20 protein-coding genes are annotated in these 23,617 nt (G+C 64.5%); 5 read left to right on the top strand and 15 right to left on the bottom strand.

The window, feature by feature from the left end:
• Positions 1-463 precede the first annotated feature (463 nt).
• The gene (gene rne, locus BM341_RS15885; RefSeq protein ID WP_089797045.1) at positions 464-3,745 is read left to right on the top strand and encodes a ribonuclease E; all 3,282 of its coding nucleotides are present in this window, start codon (positions 464-466) and stop codon (positions 3,743-3,745) included.
• Positions 3,746-3,824: 79 nt separating this feature from the next.
• On the opposite strand, the gene murB is transcribed toward rne, so the two are convergent.
• The 9 genes from murB to BM341_RS15840 are packed head-to-tail and all read right to left on the bottom strand — an operon-like array spanning position 3,825 to position 12,575.
• Positions 3,825-4,832, bottom strand: a complete 1,008-nt coding sequence (gene murB / locus BM341_RS15880; protein WP_089797044.1) for a UDP-N-acetylmuramate dehydrogenase — start codon at positions 4,830-4,832, stop codon at positions 3,825-3,827.
• Positions 4,829-5,305, bottom strand: a complete 477-nt coding sequence (locus BM341_RS15875; RefSeq protein WP_089797043.1) for a low molecular weight protein-tyrosine-phosphatase — start codon at positions 5,303-5,305, stop codon at positions 4,829-4,831. The genes murB and BM341_RS15875 overlap by 4 nt, the downstream gene beginning before the upstream one ends.
• Positions 5,305-6,093, bottom strand: coding sequence for a 3-deoxy-manno-octulosonate cytidylyltransferase (gene kdsB, locus BM341_RS15870; RefSeq protein WP_089797042.1), 789 nt, complete (start codon positions 6,091-6,093; stop codon positions 5,305-5,307). The genes BM341_RS15875 and kdsB overlap by 1 nt, the downstream gene beginning before the upstream one ends.
• Complete coding sequence (locus BM341_RS15865) at positions 6,093-6,302, bottom strand: Trm112 family protein (RefSeq protein ID WP_089797041.1); 210 nt, start codon at positions 6,300-6,302, stop codon at positions 6,093-6,095. Before BM341_RS15865 ends, kdsB begins: the two co-directional genes overlap by 1 nt.
• A 53-nt stretch (positions 6,303-6,355) precedes the next feature.
• Entirely contained in the window at positions 6,356-7,396 is a 1,041-nt protein-coding gene (lpxK, locus tag BM341_RS15860; protein ID WP_089797040.1) for a tetraacyldisaccharide 4'-kinase, read from the bottom strand.
• The gene (gene msbA, locus BM341_RS15855; RefSeq protein ID WP_089797039.1) at positions 7,393-9,132 is read right to left on the bottom strand and encodes a lipid A export permease/ATP-binding protein MsbA; all 1,740 of its coding nucleotides are present in this window, start codon (positions 9,130-9,132) and stop codon (positions 7,393-7,395) included. The genes lpxK and msbA overlap by 4 nt, the downstream gene beginning before the upstream one ends.
• On the bottom strand, positions 9,129-9,551 hold the full coding sequence (locus tag BM341_RS15850) for an ExbD/TolR family protein (protein ID WP_089797038.1): 423 nt from the start codon (positions 9,549-9,551) through the stop codon (positions 9,129-9,131). Before BM341_RS15850 ends, msbA begins: the two co-directional genes overlap by 4 nt.
• The gene (locus BM341_RS15845) at positions 9,548-10,246 is read right to left on the bottom strand and encodes a MotA/TolQ/ExbB proton channel family protein (RefSeq protein ID WP_245784306.1); all 699 of its coding nucleotides are present in this window, start codon (positions 10,244-10,246) and stop codon (positions 9,548-9,550) included. Before BM341_RS15845 ends, BM341_RS15850 begins: the two co-directional genes overlap by 4 nt.
• 34 nt (positions 10,247-10,280) lie before the next feature.
• Positions 10,281-12,575 (bottom strand): DNA internalization-related competence protein ComEC/Rec2, encoded by a 2,295-nt coding sequence (locus tag BM341_RS15840; RefSeq protein ID WP_089797037.1) that lies wholly within the window; start codon positions 12,573-12,575, stop codon positions 10,281-10,283.
• 111 nt (positions 12,576-12,686) lie between these two features.
• On the opposite strand from BM341_RS15840, the gene BM341_RS15835 reads away from it, so the two are divergent.
• Positions 12,687-13,223: a DUF2062 domain-containing protein gene (locus BM341_RS15835; protein ID WP_089797036.1), complete on the top strand. Its 537-nt coding sequence runs from the start codon at positions 12,687-12,689 to the stop codon at positions 13,221-13,223.
• Positions 13,224-13,308: 85 nt separating this feature from the next.
• Here the strand turns inward: BM341_RS15835 and BM341_RS15830 are convergent, their stop codons facing one another.
• Both BM341_RS15830 and BM341_RS15825 read right to left on the bottom strand, forming a co-directional pair.
• Positions 13,309-14,010, bottom strand: a complete 702-nt coding sequence (locus tag BM341_RS15830; protein WP_245784305.1) for an ABC transporter ATP-binding protein — start codon at positions 14,008-14,010, stop codon at positions 13,309-13,311.
• A 37-nt stretch (positions 14,011-14,047) separates the two neighbouring features.
• Positions 14,048-15,289: a lipoprotein-releasing ABC transporter permease subunit gene (locus BM341_RS15825; RefSeq protein WP_089797034.1), complete on the bottom strand. Its 1,242-nt coding sequence runs from the start codon at positions 15,287-15,289 to the stop codon at positions 14,048-14,050.
• A 168-nt stretch (positions 15,290-15,457) separates the two neighbouring features.
• On the opposite strand from BM341_RS15825, the gene BM341_RS15820 reads away from it, so the two are divergent.
• Positions 15,458-16,528, top strand: coding sequence for an agmatine deiminase family protein (locus BM341_RS15820; protein ID WP_089797033.1), 1,071 nt, complete (start codon positions 15,458-15,460; stop codon positions 16,526-16,528).
• Positions 16,525-17,427 (top strand): carbon-nitrogen hydrolase, encoded by a 903-nt coding sequence (locus tag BM341_RS15815; protein WP_089797032.1) that lies wholly within the window; start codon positions 16,525-16,527, stop codon positions 17,425-17,427. The genes BM341_RS15820 and BM341_RS15815 overlap by 4 nt, the downstream gene beginning before the upstream one ends.
• A 19-nt stretch (positions 17,428-17,446) precedes the next feature.
• On the opposite strand, the gene BM341_RS15810 is transcribed toward BM341_RS15815, so the two are convergent.
• The 4 genes from BM341_RS15810 to BM341_RS15795 all read right to left on the bottom strand — a co-directional run bounded on the left by BM341_RS15810 (position 17,447) and on the right by BM341_RS15795 (position 22,960).
• A complete protein-coding gene (locus BM341_RS15810) occupies positions 17,447-18,394 on the bottom strand; it encodes a Nudix family hydrolase (RefSeq protein WP_089797031.1) in 948 nt (315 codons plus the stop codon).
• Between the two features lie 106 nt (positions 18,395-18,500).
• Positions 18,501-19,736, bottom strand: coding sequence for a bifunctional glutamate N-acetyltransferase/amino-acid acetyltransferase ArgJ (argJ, locus tag BM341_RS15805; RefSeq protein WP_089797030.1), 1,236 nt, complete (start codon positions 19,734-19,736; stop codon positions 18,501-18,503).
• A 28-nt stretch (positions 19,737-19,764) separates the two neighbouring features.
• A complete protein-coding gene (gene secA / locus BM341_RS15800; protein WP_089797029.1) occupies positions 19,765-22,497 on the bottom strand; it encodes a preprotein translocase subunit SecA in 2,733 nt (910 codons plus the stop codon).
• 64 nt (positions 22,498-22,561) lie between these two features.
• A complete protein-coding gene (locus tag BM341_RS15795; RefSeq protein ID WP_245784304.1) occupies positions 22,562-22,960 on the bottom strand; it encodes a hypothetical protein in 399 nt (132 codons plus the stop codon).
• Positions 22,961-23,066: 106 nt separating this feature from the next.
• On the opposite strand from BM341_RS15795, the gene BM341_RS15790 reads away from it, so the two are divergent.
• A complete protein-coding gene (locus tag BM341_RS15790) occupies positions 23,067-23,525 on the top strand; it encodes a DUF721 domain-containing protein (RefSeq protein WP_089797028.1) in 459 nt (152 codons plus the stop codon).
• The last annotated feature ends 92 nt before the right edge of the window (positions 23,526-23,617 follow it).

The raw sequence follows: 23,617 nt of genomic DNA, 5'->3' as shown, positions 1-23,617 counted from the left end.
GTCCGTTCATGCGCCTGCACGACAGACACGCAGGCCGGAGTGACAAACGTTCAGGCCGCGACGACGCTTATCCGTCCCGCCGCCCAGAAGCGAAACAACATAGCGAAACCGATACGACGCCACGCCCGGATCCCCGCCACTCCCCCAGTCACGGAGTGGCGACAGGCCACGGGACACGTTCAATATCGTGCCGGAGGCCGGCGTTGGCGAATCGATGTATGCCAGGTGTTGGCGGTGACCGCAGGGCCGGATGGGCGACCTCCCACCGAAACATGTCCTGACTCCGCCCCGTACTCAACAAGGTCGCGTCGTGACACCCATTTAAATATGGCTTTGTGACGACACGATCAGGTGCCATCAAGCCGTAGAGGCAAGCGCCGAGCACAAGCACGCAGCACCCAGAGGTTCGCCCACGTCGACGCCTTGTCGCCGCCTTCCGGCGCGCCAAGAATTGCGAGACGACATGAAACGTATGCTCATCAATGCGACCCAGCCGGAAGAGCTGCGGGTCGCCCTGGTCGATGGTCAGCGCCTCTACGACCTAGATATCGAATCTGGTGCCCGGGAACAGAAAAAAGCCAACATTTACCGTGGCAAGATCACCCGCGTCGAGCCCTCCCTGGAGGCGGCCTTCGTCGATTTCGGCGCCGATCGCCACGGCTTTCTGCCGCTCAAGGAGATCTCCAGCGAGTACTTCCTCAAGGAGGTTTCCGGACGCCCCAGCATCAAGGAGGTGCTGAAGGAAGGTCAGGAAGTCATCGTCCAGGTCGACAAGGAAGAGCGCGGCAACAAAGGAGCGGCGCTCACCACCTTCATCAGCCTGGCCGGCCGCTTTCTGGTGCTGATGCCCAACAATCCCAAGGCCGGCGGCATTTCCCGACGGATCGAAGGCGAGGAACGCAGCCAGCTCAAGGAGGCCATGAACCAGCTGGCGGTGCCCGACAAGATGGGGCTGATCGTGCGCACCGCCGGCATCGGCCGCTCGCCCGAAGAGCTGCAATGGGATCTCGACTACCTGGTACAGGTCTGGGAATCCATTACCGCCGAAGCCGGCAAGCAGCCCGCCCCCTTCCTGATCTATCGTGAATCCAATGTGATCATTCGCGCCATGCGCGACTATCTGCGTCAGGACATCGGCGAGGTGCTGATCGACAGCGAGCAGGTTCATCAGGAAGCGCTGGCATTCATCCGCCAGGTCATGCCCTCCTACCAGCAGAAGATCAAGCTCTACGTCGACGAGGTCCCGCTCTTCTCGCGCTTTCAGATCGAATCGCAGATCGAGACCGCCTACGAGCGAGAGGTCAAGCTGCCCTCCGGCGGCTCCATCGTCATCGACCACACCGAAGCGCTGGTTTCCATCGATATCAACTCGGCCCGCGCTACTCGTGGCAGCGATATCGAAGAGACCGCGCTTCAGACCAATCTGGAAGCGTCCGACGAGATCGCCCGCCAGCTTCGTCTGCGCGATATCGGTGGCCTGGTGGTCATCGACTTCATCGACATGAGCCCGGCACGCAACCAGCGCGACGTCGAAAATCGCATGCGCGACGCCCTCAAGCTTGACCGGGCACGCGTGCAGATCGGTCGGATCTCCCGCTTCGGCCTGATGGAAATGTCCCGCCAGCGTCTGCGCCCCTCGCTCGGCGAAACCAGTGGCGTGGTCTGCCCGCGCTGCGACGGCCAGGGCACGATTCGTGATGTACGCTCCATTTCGCTCTCGATCATGCGCTTGATCGAAGAGGAAGCGATGAAGGAGCGCAGCGCCCAGATCCGCGCCATCCTGCCGGTGCCGGTCGCCACCTACCTGCTCAACGAGAAGCGCAAGGTGCTGGCCGAGATCGAGCGTCGCCAGGACGTGCGCGTGATGGTGCTGCCCAACCCCGACATGGATACCCCGCATTACGACGTACAGCGTCTGCGCGACGATCACATGGACGAGGAAGGCACCGCCCCGCTGTCCAGCTATGAGCTACCCACCGACACCGAGGTCGGCAAGGAGCCCGAGGCCGCCTTCGGCAAGCCCGTGCAACGCGCCGAGGCCGCCGTCAAGACCGTGATCCATCACGAGCCGGCGCCCGCCTCCCTGCAACAGCAGGAAAAGTCCTTCGAGGAAAAACCTGCCGAGAAAACGCCTGCTGAACGCAAGCCCTCCGAAAGAACGCCGGCGGATCGGATCCCTGCCGCCCTGCCGACACCGGTTGCCCAGGCCGGAGTGCTCGGCCGACTGGTCAAGGGCCTGGCCAAGCTGTTGGGCAACGAGCAGACGCCTGGCGACAGCACCAAGACCGCGCCCGACGACCGCAGCGATGGGCGTCGTGGTGGACAGGACCCGCAACAGGCCAAATCGAACGATGATGGACGTGCCAATCGCGGAAACCGCGGCGGCCGTCAGCGTCGTCCTCGCAATGACGAGCGACGCCCTGCTCCCAGCCAAGATAGCGAAGCCTCCTCGGCCAAGTCCGACAGCACCGACTCACGCAGCGATAATCGAGATAATCGCGGCAATCGGGGCGGGCGTAATCGCAAGCGCCAGGATGAGGATCGTCAGCCACGCCAACAGGAAGCGCCCAAGTCGCGCGACGACGCCTCAAAGTCGCGCGACGAAGCGCCGCGTCGACAGAAGTCGAACGACAAGCCGGCCGAGAAGGCAGCCGACAAGCCCAATGACAAGCGCACCGAAAAGCCGGTAGCCGCGGAGCCCGTCGACGACGGCAAACCCAAGCGCACCCGCAATAACCCGCGTGAGCGCAGCCGTCAGTCCGCCATCAACCCCAAGGCCGAGGCAGAACAGCAACGCCTCCAGGCCGAAGCGGCAAAAGAGGCAAGAGCGGAAGAGCCAAGCCCCGGCGAGGAGCCTTTGCCACTGCAGGGCGAATCCGCCTCGCAAGCCGAATCCAAGGCGAAGATCGAGGGGAAAGCCGGGCGCTCAAGGGCAGTTGCCAAGTCTGGCCAAGTTGCCGAGGCCCAGCAAACGGACGCCAAACCGGCCGAACCCGAGACCGCCGAGGCAACCGCCAAGCCGGCTGATAACGTTGAAGCGTCAGACTCCGAAGCGCAGGTGGCCAAAGCCGCTACGAATGCGGATGCGACGCCCGTGCAGCCGGATGCCCAGCCACAGCCAGCGGCGCAAAGTGACGCGCCCGAGGCCGCCGGGACCGAGCCCGTCTCGGCTGAGAAGCCCCAGGAAACCGAGACTAGCGCCCAGGCAATGACCAACGAGGAGGTGCAAGAGGCCGAGGCGCCAAAAGCCCCAGCCTCTGACGTTCAAGCTACTGAGGCCGAGGCACAAAACGCTCAGGCGCCCGAAGCCCAGACCTCTGAAGCTGAAGAAACACCGACCGAGCCAAACGCCGAGTCACTGCAGACGGCCGACCCCGAGGCTGCCAACGCAGACGTCGAATCGGCCCAGACGCCGGCGCCGACTCATGTTGAAGAGCCGCCCGCTGAAGAGCCATCCGCTGAAGCCGCCCGGCCGGAAGCCAATGTCTCCTCGGACGGGACGCCTCAAACCTCGGCAGACGAAGCACCGTCTCAAAAGGTATCGATTGAAGAGACGTCGGCTGACGACGAAACGGCTCAAGCTGAGAGCGCCGAATCTTCGGTCGAGGCCGATGACCAGTCCGACGAGGAGGTCGCCAAGGGTGCGGTCAAGGCGTCACGCCGGCGCCGGCGCGCTCATAACGATCCGCGCGAGATTCGCCGCCGCGAGCAGGAGACCAAGGCCGGAGACGGCCATCAAGGATAATATCCTGGCATCCTGAACGAACAACGCCCGCGGCCTACACCGCGGGCGTTGTCGTTTGTGGTTGGCTAGGGTGTGCTGATCAGGCTAACCGTGGCTCGCGCTCTAGCACGACGCCGAAGCGGTCCGCCACCCTGGCGGCGACCTCGTCGGCGAAGGAGAGCAACTCGTCGGCACTACCGCCCCCCAGGTGCACCAGCACCAGCGCCTGGCGATCGTGAACCGCAAAGTGTCCGCGCCGCCAGCCCTTGAGCCCACCGCGATCGATCAGCCAGCCGGCGGCCAGTTTCACCCGGCCATCCAGCTGAAGGAAGTGCGGTAAGTCGGGGTGATCGACGCGCAAATTGTCGGCCGTTTTCGCGTCCACCAGCGGGTTCTTGAAAAAGCTGCCGGCATTGCCCAACTGCGCGGGATCGGGGAGTTTCTCCTGGCGCATCGCGCAGACGGCCTCGGCCACTGCTAGTGGTGTGGGGCTCTTACCGACCCGGCTCGCCAGGTCGGCGTAGCCCAGCCTGGGAGTCGGCGTGCGCGAGAGCCTAAGCACCAGCCGGGTGATGATCACTCGCCCGTCCAGTGTCCGCTTGAAGATGCTGTCGCGATAACCGAAGCCGCAGTCGGCGGCTGCCAATACCGTCTCATGGCCATCATCGAGATGGACAACATGGACGGCCTCCAGCACCTCGGCGAGTTCGACCCCGTAGGCGCCAATGTTCTGGATGGGGCCCGCACCGCAATGCCCGGGAATCAGCGCGAGATTCTCGGTGCCCCACAGGCCTCGGGAGGCCAGGGCCATCACCAGCTCGTGCCAGACGACCCCGGCATCGACATGTACACGCACCGCATTGCCCTGCGCTTCCAGCCACCAGTCGCTCATGGCCGGCTGCAACACGAGACCCGAAAGACGCTCGGGCAGGATCAGGTTGCTGCCGCCGCCGAGTACCGTGAGCGGCCAGGCGTGGGCACGGGCCATCCGCAGGCTCTCGTTCAGGGCCTCGACATTGCGCGGTGCGGCAAAGCGCTCGGCAACGCTCGGAAGCCCAAGGGTATTGGCGCGCGTGAGGTCGTGGGCTTGGTAAAGCGTCACGCTCAAGAGCCGCGTTCCAGCCTGGCCTCGACCTCCTCGATCAAGCCCAGGGACGCCGCCTCGACCAGATCGAGCACCGTTTCGAAGCCGTTGTCGCCGCCGTAGTAGGGATCCGGCACGGCCCCGTCAGCCTGGCCGGCAAAGGCGAGAAACAGGCCGACATGGGCTTGGCTGTCAGCGGGTCGCCGCGCCTCGATGGCAGCCAGGTTATCGTGATCCATGGCCAGCAGGTAATCGAAGCGATAAAAGTCATCATCGGCGAGCTGGCGGGCGCGCAGCGTGGAAAGATCGATACCACGCCGTAACGCCGCCTCGCGCGCCCGGGAATCGGGTCCCTTGCCGACATGCCAGGGACCGAGGCCACAGGATTCCACACTGACGCGATGTTCCAGCCCCCGCGTTTCCAGCAGGTGACGAAAGACACCCTCGGCGGTGGGTGAGCGACAGATATTGCCCAGGCAAACGAACAGGACACGCATCATCGTTCTCCTTGCTCCAGCAACGCCCTGACGCGCGCCAGATCCTCGGCGGTATCCACGCCGGCCGGGTTGGGCACGCGGGCCAGCGCCACCTGAATGACATGACCATAGTGGAGCGCACGCAGCTGCTCGAGCTGCTCCAGGCGCTCGAGCGACGAGGGTTGCCAATCCCGGTATTCGGCGAGAAAGCTCGCCCGGTAGGCATAGAGTCCGATATGCCGCAGCCAGGCATCGGTTTCGAGCAGCGTCGGCTGCTCCAGGAAGGCATTGCGGTCCCAAGCCTCTCTATTCCAGGGAATAGGTGCGCGCGAAAAGTACAGGGCCCGACCGGAGAGCGCCCGTACCACCTTGACCACGCTGGGGTTGAACAGCGCCTCGACGTCAGCGATCGGCTCCGCCAGCGTGGCGATCGAGGCCTGGGGATCGTCGAAGAGCCTGTCGGCCACCTGATCGATCAGCACCGGCGGGATCAGCGGCTCGTCGCCCTGGACGTTGACCAATACGCTCTCGTCGGCAAGCCCCAGCCGCTCGGCCACTTCGGCCAGCCGATCGGTACCCGAGAGATGCTTGGCGGCGGTCATCACCACCTCGGCGCCATAGGGCGCCATGGCGTCGGCGATACGCGCATCATCGGTCGCCACCACGACCCGCACAGCGCCACTCTGACAGGCTTGTCGCCACACGTGAGCCACCATGGGCTCTCCGGCTATCTCGGCCAGCGGCTTGCCGGGCAGTCGCGACGAGCCGTGGCGCGCCGGGATCACGGCGATATACTCCCGCGGCGACATCAGGCCTCTCCCGAGCGTCCTGGAGACGTATGCAGTTTCTCGTCAACATCAAGGACGCGCGCCTCTTCGGCGAGCATCACCGGGATGCCGTCGCGAATCGGATAGGCCAATCCGTCGAACAGGCAATGCAACTCTTCGGCGTCCCGATGGTACTTGAGCTTGCCCTTGCAAAGCGGGCAGACCAGCATGGCCAGCAATTCCTTGTCCATCTGCGTTTCTCCTGTTGTCGCGCGAGTCGCACGACCTGAATGCGTTCGATTGTTCAGTCAGCCGCGGCCCTGTCGTCATCATCACGCGGGCGCCGCATGGCCGGGTGCTCTTCAAGCCAGGCCACGAAGGACGGCTCGGGCACGGCCTCGACGTCCAGCACCCAGCTGCCGGCAGGCGCCAGCCCACGACACTTCACCGCATCCTTGGCCGTCATCACCAGCGGCCTGTCAGCCACCCTGGCAAAATCCGCCCTGCGATAGACATGATGGTCAGCGAAGGCGTGCAGTGTCGAGGTGACGCCGAGCCGCTCGAGGGTATGCTGAAAGCGGCGGGGATTACCGATACCGGCGATAGCGTTCACCGGGCCGGAGAACGGCAACGGCGTCAGCGGCACACACCGGCCGTCATTCAGGGAGCGCCAGGCCACGGGGGCCAGCGCCATCACATAGGCCCCGTCGGGCGGGACGAATCTCGGCTCGCCATTGACTACCACGGCGCTCACCGAGCCGAGTCGCGAGAGCGGCTCACGAAGCGGTCCCGCCGGCAGGCAGCGGCCATTGCCAAAGCCACGTCGACCGTCGACCACGACGATTTCCACATCGCGTCCCAGCGCCAGATGCTGCAGACCGTCATCGCTCAACAGGATATCGCAGCCGGCCTCGACGAGCTTGCACGCACCGCGCGGGCGATCCGGGTCCACGACCACCGGTACGCCGGTCTGCTCGGCGAGCATGCGCGGCTCGTCACCGCATTCGCTGGTCGGTGTCTCGCGCGTGACGCGCAGCGGATAGCCCACCGCCCGACCTCCATAGCCCCGCGCCACGATCCCCGGTCGCCAGCCGCGTTCGCTCAGCCATCTCGACAGCCAGGCCACCAGCGGCGACTTGCCGGTGCCGCCCAGGGTGATGTTGCCGACGATGATCACCGGCACCGACGCGTGCCAGACGGGCGTTGTGCCTGATGCGTAGCGCCGCGCCCGCTGCGCTACCAGCCATCGATAGAGCCACTCGACGGGGCGCAGGACAATCAGCCAGGCGTCTCCCCGGTAGGCGGCGTCGAGCCAGCGCGCCGCGAGCCGCTCCTTGACCCTCAAAGCGCCTCCTGGAACTGCAGGCGATGCAGGGCCGCGTAAGCCCCATCGCGGGCCAGCAATTCGGCATGACTGCCCTGTTCGAGGATCCGGCCCTGCTCCATCACCAGGATGCGGTCGGCGCGCTCGATGGTCGAGAGACGATGGGCGATGACCAGCGTGGTGCGTCCACGGCAGACTTCTTCGAGTGCCGACTGGATATAGCGCTCGGACTCGGTATCCAGCGCCGAGGTCGCCTCGTCGAGGATCAGCAGCGGCGCATCCTTGAAGATGGCCCGGGCAATCGCCAGGCGCTGGCGCTGGCCACCCGAGAGCATCACGCCATTCTCGCCGACGATGCTGCGATAGCCTTGCGGCATCTTCTCGATGAATTCGTGGGCATGGGCGGCCCGGGCTGCAGCCTCGATGGCCGTGGGGTCGGCATCCGACACGCCATAGGCGATGTTGTCGGCGATGCTGGTATTGAACAAGGTGACCTGCTGCGACACCAGGGCGATCTGTCGTCGCAAAGGCGCCAGCCGATAGTCTTCTATCGGCACGTCATCCACCAGCAGGCGGCCCGCGGTCGGGCGATAGAAGCGCGGTAGCAGCCCCACCAGGGTCGACTTGCCGCTGCCCGAACGCCCCACGATGGCGATCATCTCGCCCGCCGCCACCTCGAGGTCGATCCCGCCCAATACCTCGGGCTGGTCCTCGCCATAGGAAAACCGCACTCCCTCGAAGACGATCCGACCTTCGAGCCGTCCCGGGTCATGGCTGCCCTCGTCGCGCTCCTGATCGACCTGAAGAAGCCCGAACAGCTCCGCCGCGGCGGCGATGCCTTTCTGGATTTCGCTGTTGATCTCGGTGAGCTGGCGGACCGGCTTGGCCATCAGCGCGGCCGCGGTGACGAAGGCCACGAACTCGCCCGGCGTCATGTCGGCCATCAGCGCCGGCGACATCGCCAACCACACCAGCAACGCCAGCGACAGCGCCACCAGCAGCTGGATCACCGGCGTGCTGATCGCCTTGGTCAGCGCCTCTTTCATGCTCTGTTGGCGGTTGTACTCGCTGGCACGGGCGAAGCGGGCCTTCTCGAATGGCTCGGCGCCATGGGTGCGCACTACCCGGTAGCCCGACAGCGCCTCGGAGGCCACATGGGTGACCTCGCCCATCGACGCCTGGATGCGGCTCGAGATCCGCCGAAAGCGCTTGCTGGCATAGCTGACCACCGCCGCGATCAATGGCGTTACCGCGAGGAACAGCAAGGTCAGCATCCAGTTGGTCCACAGCAGATAGCCAATCAGGCCGATCACGAACAATCCTTCGCGCAGCAGAATCGTCAGGGCTTTAGTAGCCGCCCCCGTGACCTGCTCGACGTGATAGGTGACCCGGGAAATCAGGTGACCGCTGGAGTGGGCATCGAAGAAGCGCCCCGGCAGGTGCAGCATGTGGTCGAAGACATTGCAGCGCAGCGCATGGACCACATTTCGCGCCACGTCACTCATGAAATAGGTGCCGAGGAAGGTACCCAGACCGCGGGCCGCAAACATGCCCACCACGAACATCGGCAGGAAGAGACGAAAACTGGCATCGGGATTCTGAATACCATCGATCAGCCGCTTCATCATTTCCGCCAACGCCGTGCTCGACGCGGCATAAATGACGTAGCCCACGACCGCCAGGGCAAAGGAGCGCCAGTGCGGGCGGACATAAGTCAGCAGTCGCTTGTAGAGTTGCCAGCCGGAGTCTTGAGTCACGGTATCTCCGCTCGGGTGGATGTTGCTTCGGTGGTGGCGATACGAACCTGACGGATGCCGAGCGTGCCGGCAAGGTCGAGGGCTCGTACTACCGCTGCGTGCCGGGCCTGGCCATCCGCCTCCAGCACCAGGCCATGTTCGCGAGCCTGGTCGGCCTGTTCGGCCAGAGCCTCGCTGAGCTCGTCACCCGTGACCCGATGTTCGCCCAGTCGATACTCGCCGGAGGCGCCGATCACCAGTGTGACCGGCGTGGCTTCCGCTGCCGCGCCACTGACGCTTTCCGGCAGTTCCAGCTCCAGGGCCTGGCGGGTCTCGAAGGTGGTCGAGACCATGAAGAATATCAGCAGCAGGAAGACCACATCGATCAGCGGCGTGAGATTCACCTCGACCGGATCACGATGCGTGCGCGGGAATCTCACGAGGGTTTCACCTTGGGCGCAATGCGGCCATCGGCTTCGAGGCGCTCGCCATTCCGGCCGGTACCGGTGGATTCGGCCAGTGCCAGACCGCCGGGGCGATGGGCGAGAAACTCCACCACCTGGCTGGCCTGCTCTTCCATGCGCACCGTAATATCTTCTACCCGGCGCTGAAAATAGCGGTGAAACATCAGCGCCGGAATCGCCACGGTCAGCCCTGCCGCCGTGGTCACGAGCGCTTGAGAGATGCCACCGGCCAGATCGGCCGTGCGGCTGGCGCCCTCGCCCGAGACGATCACCGAGAACACGTCGATCATGCCGACGACCGTCCCCAACAGGCCGATCAACGGCGTGATGGCGGCGATAGTACCCAGGGGGCTGAGGAAGCGCTCCATATCGTGGATCACCGCCGTCGCCGCCTCCTGAAGACGCGCCCTGACCTGCTCATGTCCCAGGCGCGCATTACGCAGCCCGGCAGCCAGGACCCCGCCCAGTGGCGAGTGGGCCTCCAGCCAGAAAAGGTTGACCTGCCCCCGAGCGAGCAGCGAGCAGACTTCCTGCGCCAGCCCCAGCGGCGCGATGCGCCCGGCCCGCAGGGTCCAGAGACGCTCGATGATGATGACCGTCGCCAACAAGGAGCAGCCAAGCAACGGCAGCATCAACCACCCCCCGGCGATCAGGGCTTCCATCATGTCCATACCGTCTCCTTCCAATCCCCAACACCCGATGCCCTCAACCCGGTGATTCTAACGCAAGGCAGTCCCCTTCGACACCGGCGTGCCGCCACCCGGCAGGACGCTCGACGACTATCTTGCCTGGGGCGTCTTTTCCCAACCACAGTGTCAGCGCACCGTCCTGGGCCGTGTTCCACAGGCAACTGTCGGCCCGCCGGAAGCGTCGCACCACCTCGCCCGCGGGGTGTCCGAAAGTGTTGTCGCGCCCGGCGCTGAAGACTGCATGACGGGGCGCCAGCGTCTGGACGAACTGCGGACCGGAGCTTGAATGGCTGCCATGGTGACCGACGACCAGTACCGTGACCGGTGTGCGGGTCTCCAGCAACAGGGCGCGTTCCACCGCACGGCTGACGTCACCGGTAATCAACAGGCGATGCGTCCCGACGCTGACTTCCAGCACGCAGGAGCGGTCGTTGCTGGACAGTTCACGGTGATTCTCGGGCGGCCAGAGCATACGGAACGTCACGCCGTCGCGCTGCCATGCATCGCCGGCTCGACAGGCAAGCGAGGGTGTCCCGAACGTGTCGGCGATGGGTGACCGAAAGCGCTCCACATGGTGGCTCTCGACCAGACTCGCGACCCCACCGGCGTGGTCAAGATCGTCATGGCTGACGATCACCTCATCGAAGCGTTGCCTGCCCGCCCACAGGGTATCCAGAGGCGCAAACCCCGAGGTGAAACGCGGCCCGGTATCAACCAGCGCGCGGTAGCCGGTCGTGCGCAGCTCGATGAGTTGGCCCTGACCCACATCGTGAACCCTGACCCGCACTTGCCCCGGCTCGATGGCCTCCGGCACAGCAGTGAGCGGCAGCAGGGGCAGCAATATGCTCCCCGCCAGGCGTAACTGCTGCCCTACGCCCGGGAGTGCCCATAGTAGAGATATGCCGCCCAACGCCAGTGCTAGCGGCACCACCTGGGACGGTTCGGGCAACCAGAGCGGCAGCCAGGCCACCGCCTGTTCAAGCCCCCAGGCCAGCGCCTCGGTCAGCCAGGCGAACAGCCACCAGCAGGCATCGGCCAGCGGAGGCGCCCAGGCAAAAAGCCAGCCCAGCAGGCCAAGCGGCACCATCAGGCTGCTCACCAGCGGGACGGCAACCAAGTTAACCAGGGGAGCGGCCGGCGCCAGACGCTCGGACGACAGCAATACCGCCGCCGCCATCAACGGCGCCAGCATCACCTGGGTTCGCAACAGCGCCCACAGCCAACCCGACACCCCGCGCGGCTTGGCTCGCCCCTGCCAGATCAGGATCAGCAGCGATACGGCACCGAACGACAGCCATAGTCCCGGCCGCCAGACGGACAGCGGGTCGATCAGCAACACCAGCGCCAAGGCCAGCCACCAGGCCTGCCACGGCCCAGGAGAGTGACGTCCACTCGCCACCCACAACCCCACCAGCGTCATTACCAGGGCGCGCAGCGCAGGCGGTTCGAGGCCTGCCAGCCAGGCATAGCCCAACGCCGAGGCCGCGGCGAACCACCAGGGCCAGACGGCCAGGCCCCAACGGCCGGGAGTGATCAACCGCGCGGCACCGCGGCCAATCAACAGCGCAAAGGTCGCCATCAATCCCACATGCAGGCCGGAAATCACCATCAGGTGCGTGGTGCCGCTGGCATTGAGAAGGTCCCAGTCCTCCTGAACCAGCCGCTCGCTGGCGCCCAGCGTCAGCGCCGCCAGCCAGCGGGCGCTACGCGGGCTCAGCTCCTGGGCGTCGAGATGGTCAAGCGCCGACTGGCGCAGCGAGACATCCGCAGCCTCGAGTCGCTGGGCAGCCGGCTCACGGCGCACATAGCCGGTCGCCTGGATGCCCTCCCGCCATAACCAGGCCCGGTAATCGAAGGCATGAGGATTGGCGAAGCCCGAAGGAGGCCGCAGGCGCACGGTGAACGCCCAGCGCTCGCCGCGCTCGATCGGCGGTGCGTCATAGGCGGAGAGCCGCACCCGGCGCAGCCTCTCGCAGGAAGGTCGGGTATCGGCCAGGGGTTCACAGGCTTCGACCGAAAGCGTCAGTCGCGTCAGCGGTGCCTGCTCCCGGGAAACCGACAGCACCTGCCCCTGCATGGCCAGATCCTCACCGGCCAACCCGTCCGCCAGCTCCGCGCCCTTGGCAAGCAACAGGGCAATGGCCACGCCACCTACTACCCCGACGGCAATCATGTGTACCGGACGCCCGCTGGCCACGGCTACCAGCATGGCGACAGCCAAGGCTTCCAGTAACCCCGGCGGAGCGAGATGGCCGAGCCCCGCTCCCGCCAGGGCGGCAATGGCCAGCGGAATGGCCAGTCCGAGTCGCATCCGCCTGCTCCTGAGCCCGTGTTATGACCGCTAGCCTTCGCGATAGCGCCATGGCGAGTCAATGGGCTTGTATGGATAATAGCTCGGGTCCGCAGCTGCGAGCCCATCGACATGCCGCGCCGATTACTGCAGCGCTATATTCCCCATCCCGAGACGCTGAGGCGCCAACGCTCCTTGCGTCTGGTCAGTGGATTGATTGCCGACCCGTCGCTCTGGGTGCTGTCACGGCGCAGCGTGGCCAATGCCTTCTCGGTGGGTCTGTTCAGTGCGATGCTGCCGATGCCCTTCCAGATGGCCGTCGCTGCCTTCGGTGCCTGGCTGGTACGCGGCAACCTGCCCCTGTCGGTAGGCCTGGTGTGGATCACCAATCCCTTGACCATGCCGCTGATCTTTTACGGCAATTACCGGCTGGGTGCCTGGCTGACAAACGCCAATGTGCGAGAGGCACCCACCCAGCTCTCCACCCGCTGGGTGACCGACAGGATGGTCGACATCCTGCCCGCGCTGATGGTGGGCTCCATGGTGACGGCCGTCGGGGTGGCACTGCTCGGTAACGTGATGATTCGCCTGATCTGGCGCTGGCAGGTATCGCGTAGCTGGAAGCGACGGGCTCGGCTCCGCCGGCGACAGCACCACGAGGATCGCTGAGCCCCGGCGGCAGTGGCCGACACCTCCAACCGTCCGCCATGCCAAGGGCTATGGCAAAGGTAAGGGCGAGGCGATCGACGCGAGCTCAATCGGCTGCCGGCTGCTGGGTTAACCGTCCGCCCTCGAGCCTGAGCACGCGATCCTGATGCGCCGCGACCGTCGGGTCATGGGTGACAACGACAAAGGCACAGGCACTGGTACGCGCCAGCTCATCCATCAGGCGCATCATGTTGGAGGCGGTGGTCTGGTCGAGATTGCCCGTGGGTTCGTCCATCAATACCAGGCTGGGGTCGGTGACCAGTGCCCGGGCAATGGCCACGCGCTGGCGCTCGCCACCGGACAGCTCACCGGGCTTGTGGTCGGCACGCGGCTCCATGCCCACGCGTGCCAAGAGCTTCAGCGCGATGGCTTCGGCCCGTTTCTTGCGCAGCCCGCGCACGATCAGCGGTAGCGCTGCGTTCTCCAGCGCCGTGAACTCGGCCAGCAGATGGTGAAATTGATACACGAAACCGATACGACGATTGCGAAAGCGCCCCAGTGCGGTATCGCCCAGTTCCAGCAGCGATTCGCCGGCGATCCGCACTTCCCCCCGGCTGGGCCGGTCGAGCCCACCCAGCAGATTGAGCAGCGTGGTCTTGCCGGACCCTGAACTTCCGACGATGGCGACCCGCTCACCGGCGTGGACGCGCAGCTCCAGGCCGTCGAGCACGGTGACGTCCTGGGGCCCTTCGCGGTAGATGCGGGTCAGATCGACACATTCCAGCATCGGCGGAGCATCGGCAGGCATCGGCGTCTCCTGATTCATGGCCTGATTCGGGCTCGGCTTACTCATAGCGCAGCACCTCGGCGGGCTGAACCTTGGCGGCGCGCCAGGCGGGATAGAGGGTCGACAGGAACGTCAGGCCCAGGGCGGCGGCGATGATGTCGCGCACATCGGCCCAGTTCAGCCGCGACGGCAGATCGCTGATGAAGTAGACCCCGGCATCGAGGAACTGGATGCCGAAGGCCGTTTCCACCCAAGCGATCAGGTCGGAGATGGTCAGCGCCAGCAGCACGCCCAGCCCCACGCCCACCAGGATGCCGATCACCCCGATGGCCAGGCCCTGAACGATGAAGATGCCCATGATCGAACGCGGCGTGGCACCGATGGTGCGCAGGATGGCGATATCGGCATGCTTGTCGGTGACGACCATCACCAGGGTCGAGACGATGTTGAAGGCCGCCACGGCGATAATTACTGTCAACAGCAGCGCGATCATTCGCTTCTCCATCTGGATCGCCTGAAAAAGATTGCCGTGCGAGTAGGTCCAGTCGAGCCCGCGATAGCCCGAGCCCAGCTCGTTGATGATCGCCTGGGTCTCGCTGCCGGCCGCGAACAGGTCGTCGAGTTCCAGGCGCAGGCCGCCCACCTCGTCCCCCATCCGCGCCAGCGTCTGCATGTCCTCGATGTTGGCGTAGGCGAGCCCGGCATCCAGCTCGGCGCCGACATTGAACACCCCGCTCACCGTGAAACGCTTGAGGCGGGGAAATACCCCGGCCGGCGTAATCGAGGCCTCGGGTACCAGCAGGGTGACGCGGTCACCCACCCCCACGCCCAGCCGGCTGGCCAGGATCGAGCCCAGCACGATGTTCCACTCGCCGGGCTTCAGATCGTCGAGCCGGCCGTCCTGCATGTGCTCATCGATGATTGATACGCGCTTTTCCCAGTCGGGCTGGATGCCGTTCACCATCGCTCCTTCGTTGCGTCCTCCTACCGAGAACATCCCTTGCTGCTCGACATAAGGCGCCGCTCCGATCACCCGCTCGCGCTCCATGAGCCGCTCGGCGAGCGATTGCCAATCCGACAGCCCGCCTGGCGACTCGATCTTTGTATGCGGCACCGTGCCGAGAATGCGGGTGCGCAGTTCATGGTCGAAGCCATTCATCACCGACAGCACCAAGATCAGCACCGCCACGCCCAGCATCAGGCCCAGCATGGAGGTCAGCGAGATAAAGGAAATGAAGTGGTTGCGGCGCTTGGCGCGCACGTAACGCAACCCGATCAGGAAGGGCAAACGGTCGAGCATGGTGTCGTTCCTTGTCAGCGGGGGGACATGGTACGGTTTTTTCCCGCAGGCTGCATCGGGATGCGGCGAGTCGTCCCGGTACTTGCATAGTTCCCGTCCCGGCCCTACATTTCGATGTCCCGGCGCCATGGGCGTCGGGACATCGTTTTACTCGACGAGGGCCCCCTCTTGGCAAATCGCCTGCTTCCCGAATGGCATCCTCAGGATGCCGTGCAACTGACCTGGCCCGCCCCCGATAGCGACTGGGCACCATTGCTCGAGCGCATCGAGGCCACCCTGGAAGCCATGGTGGTGGCCATCACGCGCTACCAGGCCGTAGTGATCAGTGTCCCGCTTCCCGCCATTCGCACGCATCTGAAGTGGCGCTTTCATTGCCTGGGCGTGGCCGAGGAGCGTCTGCAATTTGTCGTGGCACTAAGCGATGACACCTGGACCCGCGATCATGGTCCGATTGGCGTGGAGCACGAGGGGCAGCCGCGGCTGCTGGACTATGTCTTCACCGGCTGGGGCGGCAAGTTCGCGGCCGCTCGTGACAACACTCTCACCCGGCGCCTGGCGGATACCGGCCTCTACGGCTGCCCGGTCGAGTCTCGTCAGTGGGTACTGGAAGGGGGAGCCATCGAGACTGATGGTGCCGGCACGCTGCTGACCACCGAGGCTTGCCTGCTCAACCCCAATCGCAACCCCTCGCTCGAGCGTCTCGACATCGAGGCATGGCTCGGCGCGGATCTCGGTATCGAGCGCGTGCTGTGGCTCAAGAACGGTCATCTGGAAGGCGACGATACCGACAGTCACGTGGATACCCTGGCGCGCTTCTGCGACCCGCAGACCATCGCTTATGTACAGTGCACGGACGAGGACGACCCCCACTATCCGGGGTTGTCTGCCATGGAGGCCGAGCTGAAAGCGTTTCGACGCGCCGACGGCACGCCCTATCGCCTCGTCCCCCTGCCGTTGCCGCATCCCTGCTACGACCCGATCGACGGTCATCGCCTGCCGGCGACCTATGCCAACTTCCTGATCCTCAATGGCGCCGTGCTGGTGCCGTCCTATGGCGATGCAGCCGATCGTTGGGCGCTCGAGGCACTGGGCGAGGTTTTCCCCGAGCGCGATATCATCCCCATCGACTGCTTGAGCGTCATCCGCCAGCATGGCAGTCTTCATTGCCTGACCATGCAGCTTCCCGCAGGCACGCTTTCGAGCATGCGCTCAGTCGAACGCCAAGGAGACACGACATGACTCGAACCCTCAAGGTCGGCCTGGTCCAGCAGCCGGCCTGGCCCGACAAAGAGCGCAGCCTGGAGGAGAGCGAAGCCGGCGTGCGTGAACTGGCGGCGGCCGGTGCCGAACTGGTCATGCTCCAGGAGCTTCACGCAACTCACTATTTCTGCCAGACCGAGGACGCCGCGCTTTTTGACCTGGCCGAACCCCTGGACGGCCCCACCGGCAGCCGCCTCGCGGCGCTGGCCGCCGAGCTCGATATCGTGCTGGTAGGCTCATTGTTCGAGCGCCGCGCGCCGGGGATCTACCACAACACGGCCGTGGTCTACGACGGTCATCGGGGACGGGTGGGGCAGTATCGCAAGATGCATATTCCCGACGACCCAGGCTTTTACGAGAAATTCTACTTCACGCCGGGGGATCTGGACGAGACGCGCCAGCAGGGCTTTCAGCCCATCGATACCTCGGTGGGCCGGCTGGGGGTGCTGGTCTGCTGGGATCAGTGGTATCCGGAAGCGGCGCGGCTGATGGCGCTGGCCGGTGCCGAGCTGCTGCTCTATCCCACCGCCATCGGCTGGCACCCGCCCGACGACAAGCCCGAGAAAGCACGCCAGAAGGATGCCTGGACGCTGATTCAGCGCAGCCATGGGGTGGCCAATGGGCTGCCGGTAGTGGTCGCCAACCGGGTCGGCCACGAGCCCGACGCCTCTGGCGTGAGCCCCGGCATCGACTTCTGGGGTGGAAGCTTCATCTGTGGGCCACAGGGCGAGCTGCTGGCCCACGCTGGCCAGCACGCCGAACGGCTGCTCGAGACCCTCGACATGACGCGTAGCGAGGAAGTCAGGCGCATCTGGCCCTACCTGCGTGACCGTCGCATCGATGCCTACGGCGACCTGACCCGACGCTATCGAGACTGAACAGGCAGAGCGGTAAGCCTTATCTCCAGAAATCGCGGATCGAGGCGATGCCCTGGGCCCCCACACCGCGGGCATGATCCGCGTCATGACGCGTCATGCCGCCCAAAGCGAACACTGGCATGGCCGCATGCTCCACCAGTTGCTGAAATTCGTGCCAGCCGATCGGGGCCACCTGAGGATGTGAGGGCGTGGTGCGCAGCGGCGAAAGTGTCACGAAATCACAGCCGATCCGGCCGGCCTGACGCAGTTGTTCTCGGTCATGCGTCGAGGCCGACACCCACTTGCCATCATTGATCGGTCGGCGCTCCAGCGACATCAACCGCTCGCTGGTCAGATGGATGCCATCAGCGTCGACATGTTCGAGCAACGCAGGGTTGCCATTGAGCAGTAGGCGTGCCCCGTGCTGGCGGCACAGGGCCAAGGCCTTTTCGGCGCGGGCCAGGTAAGTCGCTTCCTCCAACGCCTTGTCGCGATACTGCACCAGCTTGACCCGATCCTCGGTCAGGGCGCGCTCGAGCCGCTCGAGAAAGTGATTCTCGTCGTCCTCGTCTCCCGTGATCAGATATTCGGTCGGCAACATCACGGCACGCAGTATCGGTAGGTTGGCTGCCGGAAAGGGATATTTGACCAGCTCTTCCATCGGCACCCAGCGAACTGCCTGCCCTTCACGCCCGAACGGTTCGCCGGAAAACGCGTGAACCTGCCAGACATCCAGCAGGATATGCTTCTCGGCGTACTCGTGGTGGATGCGAATCAACGGCTGGGCACATCGGATCTCCACGCCCAGCTCCTCATGCAACTCGCGCTTGAGCCCGCCAAGGCCAGTCTCGTAGGGCGCGAGCTTGCCGCCGGGGAATTCCCACAGCCCGCCATGATCGACATTGGAGGGCCGACGAGCGATCAACACCTCCCGTCCATCGGCGCTGATGATGGCCGCCGCTGCTACATGCACCCTTCTCTTCACCATTGCGTTCATTGGTTCCTACCGCCTGTCCGCACGGCCGTGTCGCTGCGCGGGGGTTGTCTGTTGCTCGACATCTGTTCGATATTGCCGGCCGGGTAACGGCGCCGGTTCAGTTTCGATAATCGGCGTTAATGGAGACATAGTCATGGGATAGGTCTGAGGTCCAGACGGTTGCCTGCGCCTCGCCACGTCCCAGGTCGATGTGGATGGTAATCTCGTCACGCGCCATCACCGCGCTGCCGGCGTCCTCCGTATAACTCGCGGCTCGGCCGCCATGCTCGACCAGACGCACGTCATCCAGGGCGATGACCACTCGTGACACGTCGAAATTCTCGACCGGGGCGCGCCCCACCGCTGCAAGAATCCGGCCCCAGTTGGCGTCGCTGGCGTAGAGCGCGGTTTTCACCAGGGGAGAATGGGCCACGGTGAAGGCCACATCGAGCGCCTCTTGTCGATCTTCAGCGCCACTGACCTGAAGGGTGACGAACTTGGTCGCGCCTTCGCCGTCGCGAATGATCGCCTGGGCGAGTTCGGTCATCACGCGCTGCAGACCATTGCGGAAGATCTCCAGCGCCTCTGAATCCTTATCGGCCACGACAGCACCTCGCCCCGTCGCCATCAACATGCAGGCGTCGTTGGTCGAGGTATCGCTGTCCACGGTGATGCAGTTGAAGGATCGGTCAAGCGTCTCGTGCAGCAGCGCATCCAGCAACGATGTCTCGATGCTGGCATCGGTGGCGACGAATGCCAGCATGGTCGCCATGTTGGGGCGAATCATGCCCGATCCCTTGCTGATCCCGTTGATGGTCACGGTCTCATCGCCAATCTGCAGTGTCACGCTGGCGCCCTTGGCGCGAGTATCGGTGGTGAGAATGCCTTGAGCCGCCTCATGCCAGGCCTGCGCTGTCCCGTCGAGCGCCGCAAAGGCCGCAGGCAGGCCACCGATCAGCCGTTCCATCGGAAGCGGCTCGCCGATCACGCCGGTGGAAAACGGCAGGACGCTGTCTTCCTCGACGCCAGCCAACTGCGCCAACGCGGCGCAAGTGGCGCGGGCATCGTGCAATCCCGTCTCGCCGGTACCGGCATTGGCATTGCCCGTATTGATCATCAGGTAACGTGCTGCCGTGCCGCGCGACGCGCAGCGCGCCAGGTGGTCGCGGGCGACGATCACCGGCGCCGCGCAGAAGGCATTGCGAGTGAAGGCCCCCACAATCCGGGCGCCTTCGGGGATCTCGATTACCACTAGGTCTCGTCGTTCCGGCGTCTTGATCCCGGCCCGGGACGTGCCCAGGCGCAGGCCGTCGATCACCGGCATGTCGGGGAAATATGCCTCACCCACTGCCATCGTCTCGTCTCCTCGAAGGTCTTAAAGCTCAGTTCAGCGTGCCGCAGCACTGCTTGTACTTCTTGCCCGACCCACAGGGGCAAGGGTCGTTGCGCCCTACCTTGGGCCCCTCTCGACGCAGCGGTCGTCCGTCGGCACCCGGCGGCACCGGGGCGCTCTCGGCACTCGGCGCGGCGGAAGATTCCGGCGCATCGTGACGGCTCGAGGCACCCGCCTTCTCGCGCGCCAGGGCGTCGCGACGCTGCTGTTCGAGTTCCTCGACTTCCTCGGGACGGCGCACCTTCACATGGCTGAGAATGCGGATCACGTCCGACTTGATATTGGTCAGTAGCGTCTGGAACAGCTCGAAGGATTCGCGCTTGTATTCCTGCTTGGGATTCTTCTGGGCATAACCGCGCAAATGAATCCCCCGCCGCAGATGATCCATCGACTGCAAGTGTTCCTTCCAGCGCGTGTCGAGCACCTGGAGCATTACCTGTTTCTCGAAGCGACGCATCAACTCGGGACCCGCCTCCGCGACTTTCCCCTCGTAGGCGTCGCGATGCATCGCTTGCAGGCGTTCACGCAACTGCTCTTCGTGGAAGCGCTCGTCCTTCTCGGACCACTCAACGACCGGCGCATCAAGGTTGAATTCGGTTCTGAGATGCTCCTCGAGGCCTGGCAGGTCCCACTGTTCGGCGAGACTCTGGGGCGGCACGAAGTCGCTGATGGCCTGATCGAGCACTTCCTCGCGAATGCCCGCGATAGGCGCCGAGACGTCGTCGGAACTCAGAATGTCGTTACGCTGTTCGTAGATGACGCGACGCTGGTCGTTGGCCACATCATCATACTCGAGCAGTTGCTTGCGAATATCGAAATTGCGGCTCTCGACTTTCTTCTGTGCCCGTTCGACGGCGTTGGAGACCATCTTGTGCTCGATGGCCTCGCCATGCTCGAGACCCAGCGCCTTCATCATGCGCTGCACCCGGTCGGAGCCGAACAGCCGCATCAGGTTGTCTTCCAGCGACAGGAAGAAGCGTGTCGAGCCCGGGTCGCCCTGGCGGCCGGCACGTCCGCGCAGCTGGTTATCGATGCGACGCGACTCATGGCGCTCGGAGCCGATCACATGCAGGCCGCCGGCCGCCAGCACCGCCTCGTGACGGGCCTGCCATTCGGCCTTGATATTCGCCATTTGCGCGTCGCTGGCGTCGCCCTGTCTGGCGGCTTCGGCTTCCCAGTTACCGCCAAGAACGATATCGGTACCGCGACCCGCCATGTTGGTGGCGATGGTGATCGCACCCGGCCGGCCCGCCTGAGCGATGATCTCGGCCTCGCTCTGGTGCTGCTTGGCGTTGAGCACATTGAACGTGAGCTCGGCCTTGCGCATCAGGGCCGCCAGGTACTCGCTGGTCTCGATGGAAGCGGTACCCACCAGCACGGGCCGACCCGCCTCGGTCTGGGTCCTGACGTCCTCGATGATCGCCTCGTACTTTTCCTCGGCGGTGAGGTAGACCAGATCGTTCTGGTCCTGGCGGATCAGCGGCTGGTTAGTGGGGATCACCACCACGTCCAGACCATAGATCTGCCGAAACTCGAAGGCCTCGGTATCGGCGGTACCGGTCATCCCGGCCAGCTTGTCGTAGAGACGGAAGTAGTTCTGAAAGGTGGTCGAGGCCAGCGTCTGGCTCTCGCGCTGAACGGTGACTCCCTCCTTGGCTTCCACCGCCTGATGGAGGCCTTCCGACCAGCGCCGGCCCGGCATGCTGCGGCCGGTATGTTCGTCGACGATCACCACCTGCCCATCCTTGACGATGTAGTCCACGTCGCGATGGTAGAGATGCCTCGCCCGCAGGGCCGAGTGCATATGCTGAAGCAAGTTGAGGTTCTGGACCGCATAGAGCGAATCCTCCTCGCCGAGCAGCCCCTCGGCGCGCATCAACTCCTCGACCTTGTGGTGGCCCTGCTCGGTGACTTCCACCTGCTTTTGTTTCTCGTCGATCAGGAAGTCCCCGCTCACGGCTTCCTCGTCCTCGCTACCCTGCTCCAGATGCACGGCCAGGCGATCAACCACCCTGTAAAGCTCGGTATTTTCATCCACCGCCCCTGAGATAATCAGCGGCGTTCGTGCCTCATCGATCAGGATCGAGTCGACTTCATCGACGATGGCGAAATGCAGCCCACGCTGCACCTTGTCCTCCAACGAGAACGCCATGTTATCGCGCAGATAGTCGAAGCCGAATTCGTTGTTGGTACCGTAGGTAATATCGCACGCATAGGCCGCGCGCTTTTCCTCGGCGTTTTGCCCCGAGTAGATAATCCCCACGCTCAACCCCAGGAATTCGTAGAGCGGGCGCATCCACTCGGCGTCGCGACTCGCCAGGTAATCATTGACGGTGACGACGTGGACGCCTTCACCAGACAGGGCATTAAGATAAACGGCCAGGGTGGCCACCAGGGTCTTGCCTTCACCGGTCTTCATCTCGGCGATGCGGCCACGATGCAGGGTCATGCCGCCCACCAACTGCACGTCGAAGTGGCGCAGACCCATCACGCGCTTGCTGGCCTCACGTACCGTGGCGAAGGCATCCGGCAGTAGCGCTTCCAGCGTCTCGCCGGCCTCGAGCCGCTCGCGAAGTGTCTGAGTGCGCGCCTGCAGCATCGCATCATCCAGGCTCTCGAGCTGGTTTTCCATCGCCGTGATCTGCGCGGCCTGGCGCGACATGCTCTTGACTTCTCGGTCGTTCTTGGAACCGACGACCTTGCGTAACAGGGAGTTGATCATGAAATGTCCAATATCTGCGTGTGGCATCGCGCCGGTGTCGATAGACGCTCGGCGGTTCGGTCGATTAACAGCCTGCCCACGCCTGCGGCGGGCCACGACGCGTCAACACATCATGGCCGGCAATGGCGCGCGGCGGTGGCACGATCAGACGCCCCGCCGAGCCAATGGCGTCGGCGAGTCGCCACACCCTACGCAGGGGCCATCGCACCATGGCGCGACGGCGTGCCCGAAGCCGCGAGCTGGCGCGAATCAACGCCGGGGCCAGCACACAGATCTGGGCGATTCGCTCGGAATACCGCCATCCTTCGGTTTGCGCCAGGCTGGCCGGTAACAGACATCCCACCAGCAGACCCGCCAACCACCAACGCGCTGGTCGACGTGCCACTGCACGGCGCCCCGTCAGGCAACGCTCGGTAGCGCGACAGCCGGCGGCAAGCGAGTGGTGGTAAGGGACGGACGGCATGCTGTCGATGGACTCCAGAGCGTGATAGGCTCCCGCTGATTACCGTCTATCGACCACGACATGATCGAATGCCATGTCCAGCGGGAAGGCCTCGAGAAGCAAGCCAATGAGTATAAAGGTTAAGCGCGCACGCGCACAGCCCATGTCCCGCCTGCTGGATGGCGGCGGTGAGCTGGGTTCGCTGATGCGCACTGCCAGGCTTATCGAGCGGGCCCAACAGCACCTGCGAGACCACCTTCCCGAGGAAGTCCGCGAACATTTACACGTCGGTGGTTACCGCGAGGGTCGCTTGACATTGATTACCGACCGCGCCGTCTGGCTGACCTGGCTACGATACGAACAACAACGCCTGCTGCAGCTGCTTCACGAACTTCCGGGCTTCGAGGCGGTGACCGGCTTTCAGTTCAAGGTGCGGCCAGTCCATACGGTGAAGGCGCCACGGCGCTACGTTCGTGAACTTCCCGCCCAAGCTGCTGATGAGCTTTCCAGCTGTGCGGCGGATATCGAGAACCCGCGCCTGAAACGTGCCTTGGAGAAACTCGCCGCGCACGCTGAAAAGTCCTGACGTACCGAAAGGCTTTTAACCAGTCCCATACCGGATATCCATAAACGAGCAACGCCGCCATTCAAAGAATAGCGGCGTTGCTCGTTCAATCC

The organism is Halomonas korlensis (genome assembly GCF_900116705.1).
Classification (GTDB): Bacteria; Pseudomonadota; Gammaproteobacteria; order Pseudomonadales; family Halomonadaceae; genus Halomonas; species Halomonas korlensis.
This window is presented reverse-complemented; position numbering and strand designations above follow the sequence as displayed.

Excerpts from the sequence above, each read along its gene's own strand:
- argJ (WP_089797030.1), bottom strand. The coding sequence starts at position 19,736 with ATGGCAGTGGGTGAGGCATATTTCCCCGACATGCCGGTGATCGACGGC.
- BM341_RS15835 (WP_089797036.1), top strand. The coding sequence starts at position 12,687 with ATGCCGCGCCGATTACTGCAGCGCTATATTCCCCATCCCGAGACGCTG.
- kdsB (WP_089797042.1), bottom strand. The coding sequence starts at position 6,093 with ATGTCGCCGCGGGAGTATATCGCCGTGATCCCGGCGCGCCACGGCTCG.
- BM341_RS15795 (WP_245784304.1), bottom strand. The coding sequence starts at position 22,960 with ATGCCGTCCGTCCCTTACCACCACTCGCTTGCCGCCGGCTGTCGCGCT.
- BM341_RS15840 (WP_089797037.1), bottom strand. The coding sequence starts at position 12,575 with ATGCGACTCGGACTGGCCATTCCGCTGGCCATTGCCGCCCTGGCGGGA.
- secA (WP_089797029.1), bottom strand. The coding sequence starts at position 22,497 with ATGATCAACTCCCTGTTACGCAAGGTCGTCGGTTCCAAGAACGACCGA.
- BM341_RS15830 (WP_245784305.1), bottom strand. The coding sequence starts at position 14,010 with ATGCCTGCCGATGCTCCGCCGATGCTGGAATGTGTCGATCTGACCCGC.
- BM341_RS15790 (WP_089797028.1), top strand. The coding sequence starts at position 23,067 with ATGAGTATAAAGGTTAAGCGCGCACGCGCACAGCCCATGTCCCGCCTG.
- BM341_RS15815 (WP_089797032.1), top strand. The coding sequence starts at position 16,525 with ATGACTCGAACCCTCAAGGTCGGCCTGGTCCAGCAGCCGGCCTGGCCC.
- BM341_RS15810 (WP_089797031.1), bottom strand. The coding sequence starts at position 18,394 with ATGGTGAAGAGAAGGGTGCATGTAGCAGCGGCGGCCATCATCAGCGCC.
- BM341_RS15865 (WP_089797041.1), bottom strand. The coding sequence starts at position 6,302 with ATGGACAAGGAATTGCTGGCCATGCTGGTCTGCCCGCTTTGCAAGGGC.
- BM341_RS15875 (WP_089797043.1), bottom strand. The coding sequence starts at position 5,305 with ATGCGTGTCCTGTTCGTTTGCCTGGGCAATATCTGTCGCTCACCCACC.
- BM341_RS15825 (WP_089797034.1), bottom strand. The coding sequence starts at position 15,289 with ATGCTCGACCGTTTGCCCTTCCTGATCGGGTTGCGTTACGTGCGCGCC.
- rne (WP_089797045.1), top strand. The coding sequence starts at position 464 with ATGAAACGTATGCTCATCAATGCGACCCAGCCGGAAGAGCTGCGGGTC.
- BM341_RS15845 (WP_245784306.1), bottom strand. The coding sequence starts at position 10,246 with ATGGACATGATGGAAGCCCTGATCGCCGGGGGGTGGTTGATGCTGCCG.